A 19,331-nucleotide genomic window follows, 5' to 3' on the forward strand; every position below is an offset into this window, starting at 1 on the left:
ATCATACATGAAACTTCTTCCGTTTCAAGTATTCATCTTAATTGCATAATATGTCAACGAGATGGTACATGTAATGTTTTGAGGTTTAAAACAATTAATGTACAAATATGGTATTAAAATATTAGGATATTAAAAAATACAATATAAAATTACAAATAGTTTAACTTAGATATTTAAATTAAATATCAATATATTTTAAAAAAATTGGTGATTAAATGATTCAAGATAAAAATGGAAAAAATATAGAAATTGGTAATTTTGCAAGATATATAAATACAGGTACTGAAGGAGTTGTAAAAGAATTTAAAAACTTAGATAATGAAAAATTGGTGGTTTTAGACAATAATTTAGCATACAAACCTCACTTAATAGAAATAATTGAAAAAATAAATACTAAAAATAATAATAAAAAAATAGAAGTTAAAGATGATGATATAAATCTTAGTAATTCAGATGAAATTGATTCTTGTGGTGCCGGGTAAGTAGTAATAAAATTAAAATATATTTTAAAATATATTATTTTTTATTAATTACTGCAAGTATGGCATTCAATATTGAATTTTTAATATAATTATCTGAAACTTTATCCGCATCTTTTGAAGTAAAATCAAACCTTAAGGTTTTACTTGCATCAGGCATACCCATTGTGGTAATTGTTATTACACGATAGTTTTTTAACAGCTCCAAAGCTACATCAAAGCTCTTTTTTGGTTCCATATTTATAATAAAACCAGTTGGTGTTTTTTCCAAAGATATATTATCATAATTACATAATTCATCGAATGTAAAATTAATTGCTCGTTGTTGTGCTTTTTTAATCCTATCAAAACTAAAATTTTTTAAAGTATAGACCATTGCTGCCAATATAGGCGCTTGAGCTTCCAAACCATACTTTAAACCTTCTGAATATATTTCTTTTATTAATTCTTTATTACCTGCCAACAAACCAGCCCTTGGTCCAGTCATTAATTTATCCATACTCGTAACCACTAAATCAGCACCCATATTTAAAGCGGTTGGTTGACCATTTAATAAACGTATTCTTGCACCCGATGCATCATCAAATAAAACATTTACATTATTTGAATGACAATATTCGATTAATTTCTTTGTATTTTCTAAATCAACAATCTTATGATTCATTGTAGAACCAGTGATTATTAAAAATTTACCAGTTTCAATAAGTGCCAATATTTCTTCAATATTATCACTTTCATAATAAGGTATATTTAAGATATTACAACTTTTAGGTATTGACGGGTGAGATGGTTTTTCAGGTACATAATGTAATATTTGAGATATCTTTTTATTTTTTAAAGTAATAATAGTTGCCAAAAGTGCAGAAGAAGTTCTATTAAATCCCACAGCCATTTCTGATTTACAATATTCTTCCAATGATTCTATTTTATTTTTAATATCTGAATCTTCATTAAAATCATTGTGTAAATAAGCCAATCCGTGCCTATTTAATTTTTCAGTGAATATTGCAGGTCCAGTATAAGTTTCTAAAAAATCTAAGTTCTTATTTTCAATATAAAAACCACCGGTTAACCCCGTTAAATCATAAATATTATCTCTTCCGTGTTTTTTTATAATATTCCTTAATATTTCCCTTGTATTACTTATTCTTTCAAATTCTAAATCCTTCAAAATATCCCTCAAATAATATATAATAGAAAATAATTACAATAATTTAATAGATTAAATATATAATTGTATATGTATTGATTTGATATTTAATTAAAATAATATCAGTAATAATATTGTTGTAAAAAAATTAAAAATAATATATTTAAATTTGGTTATTGTATTGAATAATAATAATAATAATAATAATAATAGTATATTATAAATATTTCTTCAATTCTTCTGGCTTATGTAATTCGCCACCTATTTTTCCAATTAATTCAACTTCACATTTTGCATACTTCATTACTTCACCAGAAATTTGACCCAAATTCATTTCAGGTACTAATATTTTAGAAGCTTTTAAATTTTTAATTAAATCGTCAGGGAAGGGAAATACTGTTTTTAATCTAATATATCCCACATCCACACCTTCTTTTAACAAAGAATCTACAGTATATTTAACAGTTCTTGAAGGAGTTCCATAACATACAAATATAGTTTTTGCACCGATGTTTTTAGATTCATATAATATAATGTCATCTTTATTTTCTAAAATTTTATTAGATAATCTTCTTACCAAACTATCATGTGTCTCTGCAGAAACGTCAGGATATCCTTTTTCATTATGTGTTAAACCAGTTACTGCTGTTTTATAACCTTCGCCAAATATGGGCATGGGTTGTATTAAATTATTATTATTATTATTAGTATTATTATTATTAGTATTATTAGTATTATTAGTATTATCCTTTGTAGAATTTTTCGGAGTTTCCCTATTAAATATAGGTATTTCATCATGTAATACTACTTTTTCACGCATATGTCCCAATATTTCATCAGCCATTACAAAAACAGGTATTCTGTATTTTTCAGCATAATTGAACGCCATTATTGTAAAATCATACATTTCTTGTACAGAACTTGGAACTAAAACAATAGGTTGATAATCCCCATGACTACCCCATTTAGTTTGCATTATATCTGCTTGTGATGCAGCTGTTGGTTGACCTGTTGAAGGACCCCCTCTTTGCACATTTACTAAAACACATGGTGTTTCCGTCATAAAAGCGTATCCGATATTTTCTTGCATTAAACTAATACCTGGGCCACTTGTAGCAGTCATTGATTTATTACCTGCCCAACTTGCACCTATTATAGAAGCCATACTGGCTATTTCATCTTCCATTTGACAATAATAACCATTTAATTTAGGTAATTTTCTTGCCATTCCTTCAGCAATTTCTGTAGATGGAGTAATAGGATAACCTCCAAAAAACTTACAGCCTGCTTTTAAAGCACCTTCTACACATGCCATATTCCCTTGTATGAATTCGGTTTTCATAATATCACCCATAATTCTCAAATGATGGAAAAATAAAATATATAAAAAATTATAAAAATACAGTAATTAAATATATTAATTTAATATATATACCAATTATAAAATATAACAATATATTATATATTATTAATCTTAGTATTATATTTTTTTATAAAATATTTCAGTTAATAAATTGTTCAAAACTCTCGAGTTGGTCATAAGTACCAAATACATAAATTTGGTCATCCAAATGCAATATAGTATCTTTTGCAGGATTAACATTTAAAGAACCATTTTTGGATTTAATACCTATTATTGAAACGTTATAATTTATTTGAGTTAATAAATCAAAAATTGAAATTCCCTCATATTTTTTTAGAATATTATATTTCCTAAGGTCAATATCTTCATTATATTCGTAGTTAGCTATAGACATAAAAGTGGAAAAGAAATCCAAAACATCTGGTTTTATAGCCAATTCAGCTAAACGCATACCACCTATCATATACGGCGAAACGACTTTGTCAGCACCTGCAATTAATAATTTATCCATGGAAACAGTTTCTTCAGCCTTGGAAACTACATGTATATTCGGATTTAATCTTTTCGCAGATAATGTAACAAATACATTGTCTGAATCTCTTGGCATTGTAGAAATTAATGTTTTTGCATTTTTAATATTAGCTTCAATTAAACATTCATCTAATGTAGCATCACCACAGATGTAATTAAATTCAGGGTTTTTTTCAAATTCTGAAACTAAATTTTCCTCACTTAAATCTAAAACTACGAAATCAGCTCCCCGTTTAGCCAATCTATTTGCAACTACTTTTCCAATCCTACCATAACCACATAATACATAATGGTCTTTCATATTTTTAATTCTGTTTTTCATATTTCTCATCCTGTTTGCTTTTCTAAAATATCCTTCCACAAATAATTGTAATGTACTACCAAAAGTAAAAAGTCCAACACTCGTACCTGTTAAAGCCAATAATATTGCAGTTAACCTCCCCATATATGTTATTGGATGAATATCGCCATAACCTATCGTAAACATTGTTATTATAGTTAAATAAAACGAATCAAACATTGAAAGACTTTCAAAATATGAAAACGAAATAGAAAAAAACATTACGATAAAAAATATTACAAAAAGACCTATTTTAATTTTCTTTATAGGTTCCATAAAATCACTTCTCGAGATTAATAATATATGAGGTCATGTTTAAAAATACTATATTATTATTTATCTAATCATTGTTATTTAATATATTACTTATAATTATATAAATATTTCAACTCTATAATATATAATAAAATAACATTTAATAATTAAGATAATTAATAAATTAAATAATAGTTTAATCATATTAAAAATAATTTTAATAAAAATGGTTGTGATAATATGGAAATTGGATTATTAAGTGTTAAAAATACATTACCTTTTTTTGAAAATTTTGGAAATCTACCCACTAAATTAATATCCGAATCTAATATAAAAGATATTAATGATTTGGATTTTTTTATAATACCTGGGGGTAGTTTAATTGAATGTAATGATTTATTGAATAATAATGAATTTACAAGCACAATGTCTAATTATCAAGGTTATATATTAGGCATCTGTAGTGGATTTCAATTATTATCTTATAATATAGATATTGGAAGAAAAAGCCAAACACCAATATTAAAAAAAGGATTAGGTCTTTTAGATGTAAATATAGCCCCATTAATATGTACAGACAGAGTAAATTTTAAAATAGAAGATAAAACATTATTTAATACATTATATAAAAGCGATAAGAATAACAATGTTCTAAAAAACAATTATAATAAATTATACGAAGGATTTCACTGCCATACTTATGGCCACATCACTCCCGAAAACTCTAAAGTGTTTACAAAATCAATAGTCAATAAATTAAACTATAAAATGCTTGAAACGTCTAATGAATTAATATCTGGAGCTTATGATGGTAAAATATATGGTACTATGATACATAATTTTTTAGATAATAAAAATATAAAAGAATCATTATTGTCCAAATTTAAAATTAAAGAAGATGAATTAAAGGAAATAACGGATAAAAATCAAAAAATAAAATTAAATTCTAAAAAATATAGATTTAACGGAAAAACAGATATTAATAAAATAGATAATATTAAAAAAGCTAAAAAAGGAATTATATTGTTAGGAACAGGCTCTGAAAGTGGTAAGACATTTATAACCACCAGTATTGCTGGAAAATTAGCCGAAAAAGGTTATAAGGTATTTTCAGCGAAAATAGGTCCTGACGTGAGAGATATTGTGCCTTCATTATATATTACAAATGAAACTATGACAAAATACAATAGTATCAAAATATATGATAGAGGTTGGTCCACAATTTCAGAATTCAAAAAATATATTGAAACCTCAGATTATGATTATTATATAATAGAAGGAGTTATGGGTGCATTTACTGGTTGTTTAAATAAAGCAGGCTATAGTAGTGCGGAAATAGCTAAATTTTTAAATATTCCAACATACGTCGTCTCGTCATGTAGTAAAAGTGGAATAGAAGGTGCATATATAGAATCATTAATATATTACAAATTATTGGAAAAAATAGGTGCAGATGTAAAAGGAATTATATTAAATAAAACATATAATGATAGAATAGCCGAAAAAGTTAAAAAAATAGGTGATTTATCAGATATTGATATAATACCAATTAAAAAAGCAAAACAAAATATAAATATAAAAAATAGAGGCTTAATGCCTGAGATAGAAATAGATTATGACCTATTTTGCAAGTTGGCTTTAGAATTAGATATTAATATGGACTTATTTAATATGACTATAAATAATAAAAATAATTTAAACGATGAAATTATACAGAAATACTTTGAAAATTCAGACGATACAACATATTTGGAACAAAAAATACAAGAATTATCCCAAAGCTTGAAAATAATTTAAATAAATATAATTAATATAAAAATAACTCATTTTTTTATAAAATATATATAACCCGAAAACTCAAAAATCAAATGATTAAATATATATTTGATATGGGATATATTAAAAATTTACCAAATTTATTTTTATAACTTTTAAAAATATAAAACTCATTTATGAAATAAAATTTATTTATGAAATAAATATGCCTGCTGGTGAATTAATGGATTCAGAAATATTAAAAAAAGAGATAGAATCTTTAAAGAATAATAAAAATATGTTAAAAGATTATCTTAAAAGAAAATATAGTAATGATATAATTTTTGATAAGAATAATATATTAATTGATTTAACAGATTTACAGAAAGAAGGCTTCTTTAAAGAAATAGATTTATTAGAATATAATCCAAAAGAAGTTTTAAATTTTATTAGGGATACATATATCGATGCATATGAATCATTGAAAATAGTTAGGAAAGATATTAATATAATCCCATATCAATTACCAGATTCCATTAATAAAAACAGTAAAAACAAACCAATGACTATAGAAGATATAAAAAGTAATAAATTAGGAAAATTGGTCGAATTTGAAGGAGTAGTAACCGTATCTACAAAAATAAAATCTGCATTAAAAAAAGCAAAATTCATATGTCCTAAATGTGGGAATATTATAGATATAAATGTTGAGAATCCATTTGAAGGATATATTGAACCAATGTGTAGTAATAAAAATTGTGGCGAATTAATGAATTTAAATGAAGAAAATTCAAAATATATAGATTATCAAGAGCTTAAAATTCAACAACCATTGGACTTAATGGATGACCCTGAAGAACCACCCAAATATATAACAGTTCTATTGGAAAATTCTCCCGGCATATATTGTGGAAGGGTAAAAATAACAGGAATTCCCGTTAAATCACAAAAAAATAAAAAAATACCAATATATGATATAATTGTAAAAGGTTTGAATTGCGAAATTATAGATAATAAATTAGAAGCAATTCTTAATGAAGAAGATGTTGAAAAAATCAATAAAGTGAGTAAACATGATGATATTATCAATATATTATCAGAACGACTCATTCCTGAAATAAAAGGATATTCCACAATTAAAAAAGCAATATTATTACAACAAATTAAAGGCGTAAAAAAAGGAAACAAAAGGGCAGATAGCCATGTTTTATTAATAACTGACCCAGGTATAGGTAAATCAGTGATGTTAAGGAAAATAGCAGAAATACCTGGTAATGTTTATGGTTCTGCGACTACTGCCTCAGGTGTTGGTTTAACCGCAGCAGTTGTACGTGAAAAAACAGAAATAGGAGATGACACTTGGGTTATAAAACCAGGTCTTTTAGTTAAAGCAAATAAAGGTACTGCATGTATAGACGAGCTTACGGTAAATAGGGATTTACAAAGCTATGTTTTAGAAGCTATGGAAAGCCAAACAATTCATATTAACAAAGGAGGTATAAATACAAAATTATCCTCTGAATGTAGTATTCTTGCTGCATGTAATCCTAAATGGGGTCGTTTTGATAACAATGAAGCAGTTTCTGAGCAAATAAATATACCTGCACCAATGTTAAGCAGATTTGACTTAATATTTCCTTTAAAAGATGAACCAGACCGTGCAAGAGATAAAGAAATAGGTAAACATATTATAAACATACATAAAGCCTATTTGGATAAAAATATAAAAGTAGATATGAAATTAGACAATATTATAATAGATGATATTCTAATAGATAATGACTTTATTATAAAATATATTATATATGCTCGACAGAAGCAGCCTATAATATCTAAAGATGCTGAGAATATATTAGTAGAATATTATACTAATATGAGGAAAAGTTCAGTTCAGATTACAGCGAGACAATTAGAAGCTACAATTAGAATTGCTGAAGCACATGCTAAAGCAAGACTTCATGATGAAGTTGATGAAGTTGATGCAATAGAAGCAATAAATATAATCACAGAATCGTTGAAAGAAATAGCCTATGACCCTGAAACAAATTCATTTGATATAGGTAAAGTGACGGGTGTTTCTAAAAAAGATGTAAATTATATGAAATCAGTATATCTGATTATAAAAAATTTATCTAATGAATTGGATAATGAATTAGTTATTTATGAAGATATTGTCGATAAAGCAAATAAGGAAAATATCGACGAAACCCAAGTTAAAACGGCTTTGAAAAAATTAAAACAAGTTGGGGACATATATGAGCCGAAAAATAGAAAATATAGGATTATGTAATATTATTTAATAATATAGTAAAAATAAGAATAATAAAATAGAAATATTAAATATACTATAAATTAAACTCAATGAATTAAGTTAAAAAGGGGCTATTATGAAATTAATTAAAAATTATCCTAAAACATATGATACTGGTGATTTATGGATTCAACCTACAAATCAATCCACCATATTAAATTATGATAATTGTTTTGAATTTAATTATATAAATAAAACCCCAATAATTAGGATATTAGGTAGCCCTTCAGTCAGTAAGATGATAAATAATCTATTAAATGCGATATCTAAAAAATTCGCATATGGAAAATATGATGTAAATCATATGAATAATATATTTGAATATATAAATAAAGAATATAGAATAAATGGAAAATATAATCGTGCCAAAATAGGATGGTATAAAGTAATAGGCGATACTTTTAACGATTTAAAAAAAAATAATTTTGAAAAAGTACTTTTTAAATTAAATACATTACTTAAAAGTATAAAACCATTGATTGTAATTGATACCAATAACACATACGCCTGGAATTACAATCATTCATTTAAAAGATTTGTAAATTGGTTAAATAATGATTTTTCAATAATTATAAGGACTCCTTTTAAAAATATAAAAAATATTAAACAACATTTTTCTAATTCAAAAATAAATAATTGTGCAGCATTAATCAATTACGCAAAAAATTTTGGTATATTAATAAAAAATTGCAAAGTAGCGGAGCGAATACTAAACATATCGCATGGAAACATTACTGCAATAGAAATTATATTAAAAAATAGCAAAAGGGAATTAAAAACATTGCGTGATTTAAAAATACCTTGGAAAAAGGTGGCATATCAAATAATACCAACTAATTTAAAAAAATTATACGAAAAGTGTATGCAGCTAAAAAAATTCAAAATACAAGATATCTACGAATCATATGATGAATTTACCAAACCAACATTATATAGATATTTAAGTGAATTATGCAATATGGGTATATTATCAAAAAATAAAACTAAAAAAACAATTACGTTTAAAGTATTGATTAATAAATTATTATTTAATCAAAAAATACACTATAAAAACTACATAAAGTTGTATGAAGAACTGTATCTAAAGAAAACGTTCTACCAGGATATGATATGAAAATAATTAGTTTCGTTAGATAATATTCATTTTTAATCGTTTTTAGAATATATTATATCTTTTTTTAAGTTTCGGGTTTTCGAGTGTGATGTATGTATAATATAATTCGTTCATTTTTTTAAAAGTTTAACTTTTTACTGATAAAAATACTATCATTTTTAGACTATTTATTATATTATTATATATATCTACTATAATAGTAATAATATAATAATATAATAATATAATAATATATAATTATGAATATTATGTTAAAAATGTGTTAAAATACTTCAAAAACGTAAAATACATATTTAAGCAACATGACAAAAGTTTTTTAATAAAAAAAATAGTAAAATACAAAAGTTAACGTTATAACATTAAAAAAAGTTTTAAAATAAAAAGAGACATATTATAATATTTTTACACCTTATATTTTAAAATGATTTATATATAGCACTAATTCGAAAACCCGAAAATCATAAAGTATCTAGTAATTTCTTTAACTCTTCAACATGTTCACAATTTTTGGATTGGCAAGATATGCACCAATATTGTTGGTCTGGTAGTTCATATATTTCATAGTCTTTTAAATATTTTTTAAATTGGATTTTATAAGTTTTAGCACCGTATTTATCGATTATTTTATCAAAACTTTTAATATTTTTATTATTTACTTCATCAAAAGTTTTTATATTGTTTTCTTCACAATTTTTGTTTTTTTTATCTACTATTTCTTTTAATATAGAAGTATATGCTTTATTTACATTATATATCTTTGTTTTACCTTTAGTATTGTAATATATAACTTCAAAGCTGTTTAAAACATTTAAATATTGGGATATGAACCCTTTTGATAATTTGGTATTTTTTTCTATATCGTTTATACAGTTGTTTTTATGTTCCAATATATATTTTATTAGTTTATACCTTTGATTGGTATTTATTATTTTATTAATATGGTCTTTATCGCTCATAATTACCCATTTACTCATTAATTATATTATTTATATCATTTTTTTCAATCATATGTATTTTTTTCAATCATATGCTTTAAAATTCACGTAATAGAAATTATTACCTTTTATAATAATTTTATTACATATTGATTTTATTAATATATACTTATTTTTAAAATATATCGTATTATATACTATATTTATATCCCATTTATCTTTTTTAATTGATAATATTATATTGTTGATTTTATTAATGTCTTTTTAATTATTTATTATAATATTCACATTTTTAATAATATTTATTAAGTTATACCTTAGTATTTTAGTTTATTAAACTTATTTTTATTACATAAGGATATTTTAAATATATTATTAAATTTTATTAAACTTATTTTTATTTATTTTTATTATATTTAATATATATAATATTCTTTATTTTTTAAAAATTACAATATATTCATAATATTACAAGGATTAATAATAATATTCACAATATTAATTATTTATTATATATTATACTATTAAATATTAATCTCTTTCGAAAATTCGAAACATATAAAAATATCCAATATCATATAATATATTCTTATGAAAATCCTTATAAATGTTAAAAATATTTAGAAATATATTTAAATATTATTGTGTATTGGTGGTTTTATGATAGATCCTATTGAGTTTATACACAATGCATCATCTATATCTAAAAAATCTATGAATAGATTAAAATTAAAGTCCAATCCATTTTCTGAAAAACCTATTCGGGGAAACACTAAATTTTTTGTAGGTAGAAATTCAGAACTTTCAGAAATAGCTGACATTTTAGGTGCGGCTCAATATGGTAGTGTAGCTAATGCAGCAATTGTTGGTACTAAAGGTATTGGTAAGAGCTCCATATTAAATATACTATATTACGCAGCAAAAAGACATGGGCACTGGATTGTGCAGTTAGAGGCTTCTCAGGTAACTGCAAGACAATTTTTAATTCAGCTGATGCATAGTATTATAGGAGATAATTTATTTTCTGTAGATGGTACTTTATCTACGAATTATATGGAACATTCTAAAAAAATAATAGAAATATATCGACGTTTAAATACATACAGTGATAAAACGCCCGTTCATTATCCTCGTGAAAAAATTGAAAGGGATTTAAAATATTTATTACATAATGTTAAAGAAGAGGGTAAATTATGTGTTATATTGGTTGATGAGGCGGATCAATTTGCAAAAAGAAGCTGTTTGGGGTTATTGCAATTTTTCCACTCTTTCTTATATGAGGATGATATTTTAGCCTTCTTTGCAGGGCCTCCTACTATGATGGAAGATTTAACCAAAATATCGCCTGCAATAAGAGACCGTATTCCTAAAGTTATTAATATGCCCCCTCTTGATAAGGTAGAAGCACATGATTTAATATTGAGGCGTTTAGAAGATGTTCACACTAATGGAGCTTCTGAATATGATCCATTTACTCCAGAAAGCATTGAGAAAATAATTGAAGAGTGTGATGGTATACCAAGACGTATTATTATGACGTGTTCTGAAGCTATATCTATTGGTCTAAAAAATAGCTCTACAATTGTTGATGAGGCTATGGTGGAATCTGCATTGAAAAAATTAGGTATAAGTGTTGGTCATCAAATATTAAACCACTTAACACCTGCTCAGTCTAAAATAGTTAGGGCTATGGCGGATTTGGGGGGTAGTTCTACAGTTACCGAACTTTCGGGTGTATTGAATAACTCACCAGGTACGATAGGTACGCATTTGTCAGATATTTACGAAATGGGTTATGTATATAAGGAAAGAGATGGTTATAATGTATATTATACATTATCTAAAGAATTAAAAGATGTTTTGATTATAGAAAAGGATGAATAATATTATCTTTTTTTTTAAAATATATTTTATATTTTACTATTTATTATTAATATCAAAGAGTATGTTTTATATTTAATAGAATATAATATTTAACCAATATTTTATTTAGTCGGTGATTATATGTTATGTGACGTTCAATCTAAAGAACCAGATATTAAAGTTTCACTTACTCGAGTGGGTGTTACTAATTTGAAAAAATTAGTTAAAATAAAAAGGGACCCTACTAAAAGAGATGTAGTTTTAGTACCTACTTTTGAAGTTTTTGTAGATTTGCCATCTAATCAAAAGGGTATACACATGTCAAGGAGTCCTGAAGTAATAGGGGAAGTAATTGAAAGAATATTGTCTGAAGAAGAAATATATGGTGTTGAAGACTTATCTATTGAAATTGTAAAGCGATTATTTGAAAAACACGAATATGCCAATAGGGCAGAGGTTTTTTTAGTTAGTGACGATTATATTATGGAAGAAAAATCACCTGTAACTCATAAAAAATCACAAGAAGTATGTAAAATAATGGCTCGAGCATACGGCGTTAAAGAAGATGGTAACTTAATAATGAAAAAAATGGTTGGTGCGGAAGTTGTTGGTATGACTGCTTGTCCATGTGCTCAGGATTTATTAACTCAGAATGCAATAACTGAACTTAAAAATAATGGGTTCAATGATGAGGAAATCGTTAAAATATTGGATTCAGTTACTATTGCAACACACAATCAAAGGGGAATCGGTACAATTATGGTAGAAGTACCTGATAATTATGATATTGGAATTTCTAAAATAATTGATATTATTAAATCTTCTATGAGTGGTGAAGTATATGAACTTTTAAAAAGAACTGATGAAGCTTATGTGGTTGAATATGCTCATAAAAATCCAAAATTTGTAGAAGACTGTGCTCGGGAAATGATTAAAAGAGTTGTAGATGAGTTCACCGAATTGCCGGGTGATGCGGAAGTTTTAATAAGGCAGGTAAATAAAGAGAGTATTCATAGGCACGACGCATTTGCAGAACGTTTTTCTACAATGGAAGAATTGAGAAATGAATTAATATAAAGTATTTAATTTTAAATTATAATACTCTTTTAAATTATATATTTATATAAAATTACATTTTTTTATATATTATTTGATAAATTATTAATATGATTACGAATATATATTTTGTTTACAAGAATGATGAATTTTATAAAATTAAATATCTTGGTAGTAAAAATGTCTAAAATATTAGTCGTCGGTGTAAATACACGTCCTGTGGTTAATTCTTTTAAAAAATTAGGTTTTGAAGTTTATTCAGTATCTTATTATAATCCTATCGATTGTCATTCTGATAAGTCAGAGTATTTAATTAATGATATGAGTCATGGCAATTTTTATAATAATTATTCTGAAGATGAATTATTAAATCTTGCAAATAATTATGAAGATATGGTTGATAATTATATAATATGTTCAGGAATTTTTGAATCAACCAATTCCAAAATTCCAAAATGGGATACTATTGGTAATTCGCCTAAAAAAATAAATGAAATAAGTAATAAATACAATATTACAAAAAATCTTCAGAAATTGGGGTATAATACACCAATAACTAAAAAAATAAATAATAAATATCAACTTGAAAAATTTATAAATGAATTTGAAGAAGTTATTTTAAAACCATTATTTGGTTGTGGTGGTATTGGGGTAATATATATAAATAATAAAATGTTAAATATAGAATTCGATTTATTAAATAGGCTGGATATTAAATATCCTATTTTGGTACAAGAATATATTAATTCAGAATCATATAGTATATCATATATAAATTCTAATTATTTAGCTTTCAACAAGCAAATAATTTCAAGAAGTGATTTTGGAAATATGTATGTTGGAAATATAACACCTTACAGTCCAGAGTTAATTTCAAAAGGATTTGAAACACAAATAAATCAATTTTCTGAATTAATTGAAACACTCGATTTAACAGGTATGAATGGTTTTGACTTTATGGTTAAAAATGGCGAACCTTATATTATAGATATAAATCCAAGAATTTTGGGTACTTACGAGACTTTAGAAATGTCTTGTAATTATAATCTGGCAAAGGTATTATTGGGTTCAGAATGTCCAAAAATGGAAGAAATATATTATAAAAGAGTATTATTTGCCAACAAAGATATTGTATTTAAAAAAGATATTTTTAAAAAATATGGTATTAATATTGAAGATTATATTCGAGATTTACCTATGGAAGGAGCTTTTATTTCTAAAAACGAGCCAATATGTACATTAATATATCCTGAGTTAAATAAGGATTTAATTTCGGATGAATTTATTAAGAGGTGTATTTAATGAAATATGATAAAGATGATATGTATGTTATGTTAGAGAATCCGTTAGTTCAACAGGTGCTTTTTGAAGTAATGGATGAGGATATGATGGGATTTGATGTATTATCTATATTAATAGATTTGGGTGAAGTTACTGATGATGAAATATCTCGACAATTAGATGTAAAATTAAATAATATTCGTAAAATATTATATCGATTGTATGAAGCCAGGTTGGTTAATTATAACAGGGAAAAGGATGAGGAAACAAATTGGTACACTTATACTTGGATGCCTGCTTTAGAAAAATTACCAGGATTGGTTAAGAAAAAAATGGAGAAACTTATCACTACTTTAAAAGACCAACTATCTATGGAAGAAGATAATTTGTTTTTTTACTGTCAAGAGTGTGAAATAAAATTTACATTTGAGGACGCAATGGATAATAGTTTTAAATGTCCACAATGTGATGGTACTTTATATGAATACGATAATAAAGATGATATCTTAAATATAAAAAATCAAATAATTTATTTGGAAAAAGAATACACTTTAAATTCATTATTTAGTTAATTAAAATTTTTAATATGCTTAAGTGATATGTTATGAAAAATTGTTTTGAAAATTATGTTGAATTAAATAAAACCTCTGAACCAGAACTTATTTCTTTTTTATTAGACTCTTCAAACGAAAATCCGAATCTTAAAAAAACATATATTTCAATTTTTGATACACCTGATTTTATTAAATATTTGAATATATTGGTTGAAAAATGTGATATTAATATAGTATGTCATTGTATTACAGTTTCAGCTTATGCTTATGATTTTGCGAAATCTTTAAAAAATAATACTTTGGATATTAATCTTATAGTGTTGGGTGGTTTATTACACGATATTGGTCGTTCAGAATCACAAGACTTAAATCATGGAATAATTGGTGCTAAAATACTTAATAATATGGATTTGCCAAAATTGGCAAAGATTGCTGAAACGCATATTGGTGCAGGAATCTCAAAAGAACAGGCAAAATTGTTAAATTTACCTATTAAAGATTATATTCCTGAAACTTTGGAAGAAAAAATTATAGCAAATGTTGATAATTTAACATTTGGAACAAAAAGAGTTTCAATTAATGAAGTTATAGTTAAATTTAAAAGTAGAAATTGTTCAAATGAAGGATTTAATCGAATTTTAAACTTATACAATGAGCTAAACGAATTAAAAAAATAATATATGCTATTTATAAATATATGATATTTAAATTAATTTTTTAATTAACTTTTTTTAATTATTTTATTTTTAGGTGAATATAATAATTGATAAATTATAAACGATGTAGAATGACAAAATACCCAACGTCATACATATTGTTGACATAATAACCATTCTATTGAGCTTTATTCCAAACATTGGAATAGCTACTAAAAATCCAAAAATTCCTGTACCTATTTGTATAATTTCTATGGTTTTAGCAATCTGTTCAGGATGTACTGCAGTAGCTGTCGAAGATATGGCAGATATTAAGTTTAAAAAACTACCTACTAAACCCGCAGTGGCTGGTATCATAATACATAATATAATAATACCAACAGATAAACCATTAGAAGCAACACTTAACAATTGATTTTTTAAATTTGTAAGGTCTTCCAACGTTTTAGCTAAAGTATTCAAACTTTCTGCTAAATTACCACCGTATTTTCTATTTTCGATAATTAACCTACCTAATTGTTTAAACAATTTAGAATCAAGTGAGTTTGAAACTATTAATACAGAATCTTCGAAACTTAATTTTCTTTCACTCATTAATAAAATTATTTTTGAAAATGCAATATTAACTTCTTTAATATCACTATTAATAATTTCATTAATTGATTCTATAACTGAACGACCTGAATTTAATGATAATACCATAATATACAAAGCTTTAGGTAGATTCTTTTCAAATTTATCTATTTTATTTTCATAAAGTATTGATGGGATAACCATTAAACTGAATAAATACATAAATGTTAGTATTAATGTACTTTTAATTGTAAAATTTAAGAATATTTTGAATATCAAAGGTATGAATGATGTTAATAATATGGCAATTAAAAAATTCTTTTCAGTGATGTTAAAACCTGATTTTTTTAATATATACAAATTTCTTCGTATAATGTAATTATATAGTTTCTCAAATTCCATATTACCCCTCATTCTATTTTCATCTTAATAAATATCCCGAAGACGATAGTTGATAAAGGTCCAATTTTAAATAAAACTAATTCTACGGCATTAATGACGCCGTCATAGCCTTGTTGTCCACCCAATGAAGCTTGTAATAATCCCGCAAATGGTAATATTAGACCAGCACCAAATACTAAATTCCCTAAATTCCCAATTTGGAATTTTGCAGAGTCTATTTTTGACATCGAAGACCTTACAATGTCTTTATATAGATTTTCTAATAATAATTGTGTTCCACCTTTGCTTGAAGAAATTATTAATTGAGAATATAATTCTTTCATCAAATTTACTTTAGTTCTTGTTCTGGCTCTTTCAAGTGCTCCTTCGAAACTATAACCTCCATTATTAATATCTTTTATAATATTTCTAAATTCATAAGATGGTATACCATATTCGGGATTATCCGCGATATTTTTAATAGATTCTTGAACTGAAGCACCGGAATTTAACATTGAAATAATATGTAATAATGTCATTAATATTTGGATTTTAATTTCTCCTTTAAATAATGTTAGTTTAATTTTTGGATAAAATATACTACCTAACATAATCAATATAAAAAATGTTAAGCCATTTAAAACGCCACCTATAAAGTTTCCAAAAACTGTTTCAAATACTATTAAAAATACGGAAACTATAATGGATGTCATTATCGCTTTTAAAAAATATAACCTTTCGTCGTCAATACCTGCATATTGGTAATCACGACGAGATGGAAAAATCGAGGTTTTAGTTACAAAGTCACTAAAAGAGCTCGCATAAGCTCCCATAACGCCTTGACTTGGTTTATCATATAATAATTCATCTAAGTTAATATCTAAATCACTGGAATCTTCTTCAATATATGCTTCATAAAATTGAATTTCATCATCATCTTTTTTACTATTTTCAAATATCTTTTTTAGATATTCTGATCTTTGAAGGGCATATTTATTTTTTTTAGAATTGTAATTAAATATGTAATAAATCATATCTTTCAATTCATTTATTAGTCCGGTTTCTTTCTTTTCTGAAACTGTCTTTTTTTTCATAATATACCTTATATCATTTTTAAGATCGATTCTGGATTTTCTTGATATCTCCTTACAATTTCACTTACTTTTTTAATATCCGATATGTCATTGTTGGACATGTATTCTAATACTCTTTTTCTATTTGCTCTATCTAATAATAATTCATCTCTGGTTATACCTGTTATTTTACAGACTTCATCTTCCCACATGCAAATACCTACTTTTTCGATTCCATCAGTGGCACCATTGTATTTAAATAATTCTGTTTTGGTGATTTCATCACCTTGTCCACCAACTTCTACGACACTAAGTATTCTCCTTACGGTTTTTTTATTTCTTTTTATCCGTTGCTGGTTTATAATGAAATTTATAGATGATAACATTATTTTTGGAACATTCATAGGTGGATTTATTAATCTAATCATGGCTTCGTCAGCACTATTTGCGTGTAATGTGCCTGAACAACCATCATGCCCTGTATTCATGGCTACAAGTAATGAGTGAGCTTCAGCACCCCTAACTTCCCCCACATAAATACGGTCAGGTCTCATTCTTAATGAGTTTTTGATTAAATCATCCATTGTTATTTCATAATTATCAATTCCCGGTCTTCCAGGTCTTGTAATCATTTTTATAGTATGGTCTAATGGTATTTGCAATTCGGGCGTATCTTCAATAGTTATTAACCTATCATTATACATTGAAAACATAGAAACTACATTTAGTGTAGTTGTTTTACCTGAACCTGTACCACCCACAATTAGAGTATTTGCAGGCTTTGCTCCATAATATCCTTCAACAGCTTGCCATATAAATGCCCCTAATTCAGGGTCTATTGTATTATATTTAATTAAATTGACAATAGTTAATGGATTTTTGCTAAATTTACGAATGGTTAATGTATTACCCATTGTTGTAATATCTGCGGTTGTAGCATTTACCCTGCTACCGTCAGGTAAATAAGCATCTAACATAGGTATTCTTGAATCTATATTCCTACCTGCTAAATACGCAATACTATCTATTATTCTTGCCAACTCTGATTTATCTAAGATAATATTGGTTTTACACATTTGATATTTTCTATGGAATATATATATTGGTATATCTACTCCATTTATCATAATCTCTTCTAATTCCGGGTCATTTATTAAAATTTCAATTAAGCCCAATTTTCCAATTATTAAATAAAAATATTGAGATATATAATGTATTTCAATATCTTTTATTTTTATATTATTTTTTAAGAAATAATTTTTTAAATAACCTTGTATTTGCCCTATTGTTTTCAATTCGCTATCTGATAATTCAGTTTTTAGCTCTTTATGCATTTCCGGAGTTAATTTTGATAATGCAGAATTTATATAATTGATATTTGATATATTGTATTTTTTAACTCCTTCTTTTTTCTCAATGGATACATTAAAATCTAATTTATCTATATTTATTAAATATTTATCAAGTAAGCTAGATTTTAAATCATCAATTGGATTGAGTTTGTTAAATTTATTCGTATTTTTCTCACTAATTTTAATTTTATCATTTGTACTATTTGTACTATTTGGACGAGGTTCAAATTTTTCTATGTCATTTTCTTCAAATTTTTTGGTTTCTTTTTTCTGAATCCTATCAAAAAGCCCCATTTTTTCACCCTTACT

At 25.4% G+C, this 19,331-nt stretch carries 16 protein-coding genes; 9 read left to right on the plus strand and 7 right to left on the minus strand.

Going from position 1 to position 19,331, the window contains the following annotated elements:
- The first annotated feature begins 215 nt into the window (after nt 1-215).
- Nucleotides 216-482: a DUF2098 family protein gene (locus J3E06_RS07920; RefSeq protein ID WP_013180790.1), complete on the plus strand. Its 267-nt coding sequence runs from the start codon at nt 216-218 to the stop codon at nt 480-482.
- 34 nt (nt 483-516) lie between these two features.
- On the opposite strand, the gene J3E06_RS07925 is transcribed toward J3E06_RS07920, so the two are convergent.
- From J3E06_RS07925 to J3E06_RS07935, 3 genes are all read right to left on the minus strand, one after another.
- Nucleotides 517-1,650 carry a TIGR03576 family pyridoxal phosphate-dependent enzyme gene (locus J3E06_RS07925; protein WP_013180789.1) on the minus strand — a complete coding sequence of 378 codons (1,134 nt, stop codon included), beginning with the start codon at nt 1,648-1,650 and terminating at the stop codon, nt 517-519.
- A gap of 196 nt (nt 1,651-1,846) precedes the next feature.
- The gene (locus tag J3E06_RS07930) at nt 1,847-2,971 is read right to left on the minus strand and encodes a 2-oxoacid:acceptor oxidoreductase subunit alpha (protein ID WP_418904722.1); all 1,125 of its coding nucleotides are present in this window, start codon (nt 2,969-2,971) and stop codon (nt 1,847-1,849) included.
- Nucleotides 2,972-3,131: 160 nt separating this feature from the next.
- Entirely contained in the window at nt 3,132-4,139 is a 1,008-nt protein-coding gene (locus J3E06_RS07935; protein ID WP_013180787.1) for a potassium channel family protein, read from the minus strand.
- Nucleotides 4,140-4,358: 219 nt separating this feature from the next.
- On the opposite strand from J3E06_RS07935, the gene J3E06_RS07940 reads away from it, so the two are divergent.
- From J3E06_RS07940 to J3E06_RS07950, 3 genes are all read left to right on the plus strand, one after another.
- Nucleotides 4,359-5,915 carry an AAA family ATPase gene (locus J3E06_RS07940; RefSeq protein WP_013180786.1) on the plus strand — a complete coding sequence of 519 codons (1,557 nt, stop codon included), beginning with the start codon at nt 4,359-4,361 and terminating at the stop codon, nt 5,913-5,915.
- Between the two features lie 202 nt (nt 5,916-6,117).
- Nucleotides 6,118-8,163: an AAA family ATPase gene (locus J3E06_RS07945; RefSeq protein ID WP_048187225.1), complete on the plus strand. Its 2,046-nt coding sequence runs from the start codon at nt 6,118-6,120 to the stop codon at nt 8,161-8,163.
- Nucleotides 8,164-8,260: 97 nt separating this feature from the next.
- On the plus strand, nt 8,261-9,298 hold the full coding sequence (locus tag J3E06_RS07950) for a hypothetical protein (RefSeq protein WP_013180784.1): 1,038 nt from the start codon (nt 8,261-8,263) through the stop codon (nt 9,296-9,298).
- 458 nt (nt 9,299-9,756) lie between these two features.
- Here J3E06_RS07950 and J3E06_RS07955 read toward each other — a convergent pair whose 3' ends face one another.
- The gene (locus tag J3E06_RS07955; protein WP_052297124.1) at nt 9,757-10,254 is read right to left on the minus strand and encodes an ArsR family transcriptional regulator; all 498 of its coding nucleotides are present in this window, start codon (nt 10,252-10,254) and stop codon (nt 9,757-9,759) included.
- Between the two features lie 639 nt (nt 10,255-10,893).
- Here J3E06_RS07955 and J3E06_RS07960 point away from each other — a divergent pair.
- The 5 genes from J3E06_RS07960 (at nt 10,894) to J3E06_RS07980 (ending at nt 15,664) form a co-directional block, all read left to right on the plus strand.
- Nucleotides 10,894-12,117 carry an AAA family ATPase gene (locus tag J3E06_RS07960; protein WP_013180782.1) on the plus strand — a complete coding sequence of 408 codons (1,224 nt, stop codon included), beginning with the start codon at nt 10,894-10,896 and terminating at the stop codon, nt 12,115-12,117.
- Nucleotides 12,118-12,237: 120 nt separating this feature from the next.
- A complete protein-coding gene (mptA, locus tag J3E06_RS07965; RefSeq protein ID WP_013180781.1) occupies nt 12,238-13,173 on the plus strand; it encodes a GTP cyclohydrolase MptA in 936 nt (311 codons plus the stop codon).
- Nucleotides 13,174-13,332: 159 nt separating this feature from the next.
- Nucleotides 13,333-14,454, plus strand: a complete 1,122-nt coding sequence (locus tag J3E06_RS07970; RefSeq protein ID WP_013180780.1) for an ATP-grasp domain-containing protein — start codon at nt 13,333-13,335, stop codon at nt 14,452-14,454.
- On the plus strand, nt 14,454-15,005 hold the full coding sequence (tfe, locus tag J3E06_RS07975) for a transcription factor E (RefSeq protein WP_013180779.1): 552 nt from the start codon (nt 14,454-14,456) through the stop codon (nt 15,003-15,005). Before J3E06_RS07970 ends, tfe begins: the two co-directional genes overlap by 1 nt.
- 149 nt (nt 15,006-15,154) lie before the next feature.
- The gene (locus tag J3E06_RS07980; protein WP_048187597.1) at nt 15,155-15,664 is read left to right on the plus strand and encodes an HDIG domain-containing metalloprotein; all 510 of its coding nucleotides are present in this window, start codon (nt 15,155-15,157) and stop codon (nt 15,662-15,664) included.
- Between the two features lie 69 nt (nt 15,665-15,733).
- On the opposite strand, the gene J3E06_RS07985 is transcribed toward J3E06_RS07980, so the two are convergent.
- Genes J3E06_RS07985 through J3E06_RS07995 form a run of 3 tightly spaced genes read right to left on the minus strand, consistent with a single transcriptional unit; the run spans nt 15,734 to nt 19,316 of the window.
- Complete coding sequence (locus J3E06_RS07985) at nt 15,734-16,618, minus strand: type II secretion system F family protein (RefSeq protein ID WP_013180777.1); 885 nt, start codon at nt 16,616-16,618, stop codon at nt 15,734-15,736.
- 8 nt (nt 16,619-16,626) lie between these two features.
- Nucleotides 16,627-17,691 carry a type II secretion system F family protein gene (locus J3E06_RS07990; protein ID WP_013180776.1) on the minus strand — a complete coding sequence of 355 codons (1,065 nt, stop codon included), beginning with the start codon at nt 17,689-17,691 and terminating at the stop codon, nt 16,627-16,629.
- A gap of 8 nt (nt 17,692-17,699) precedes the next feature.
- Nucleotides 17,700-19,316 carry a type II/IV secretion system ATPase subunit gene (locus tag J3E06_RS07995; RefSeq protein ID WP_013180775.1) on the minus strand — a complete coding sequence of 539 codons (1,617 nt, stop codon included), beginning with the start codon at nt 19,314-19,316 and terminating at the stop codon, nt 17,700-17,702.
- Nucleotides 19,317-19,331 lie beyond the last annotated feature (15 nt).

It is taken from the genome of Methanococcus voltae, assembly GCF_024807655.1.
In the GTDB taxonomy this organism is placed as follows: Archaea; AGJL01; Methanococci; order Methanococcales; family Methanococcaceae; genus Methanococcus; species Methanococcus voltae_D.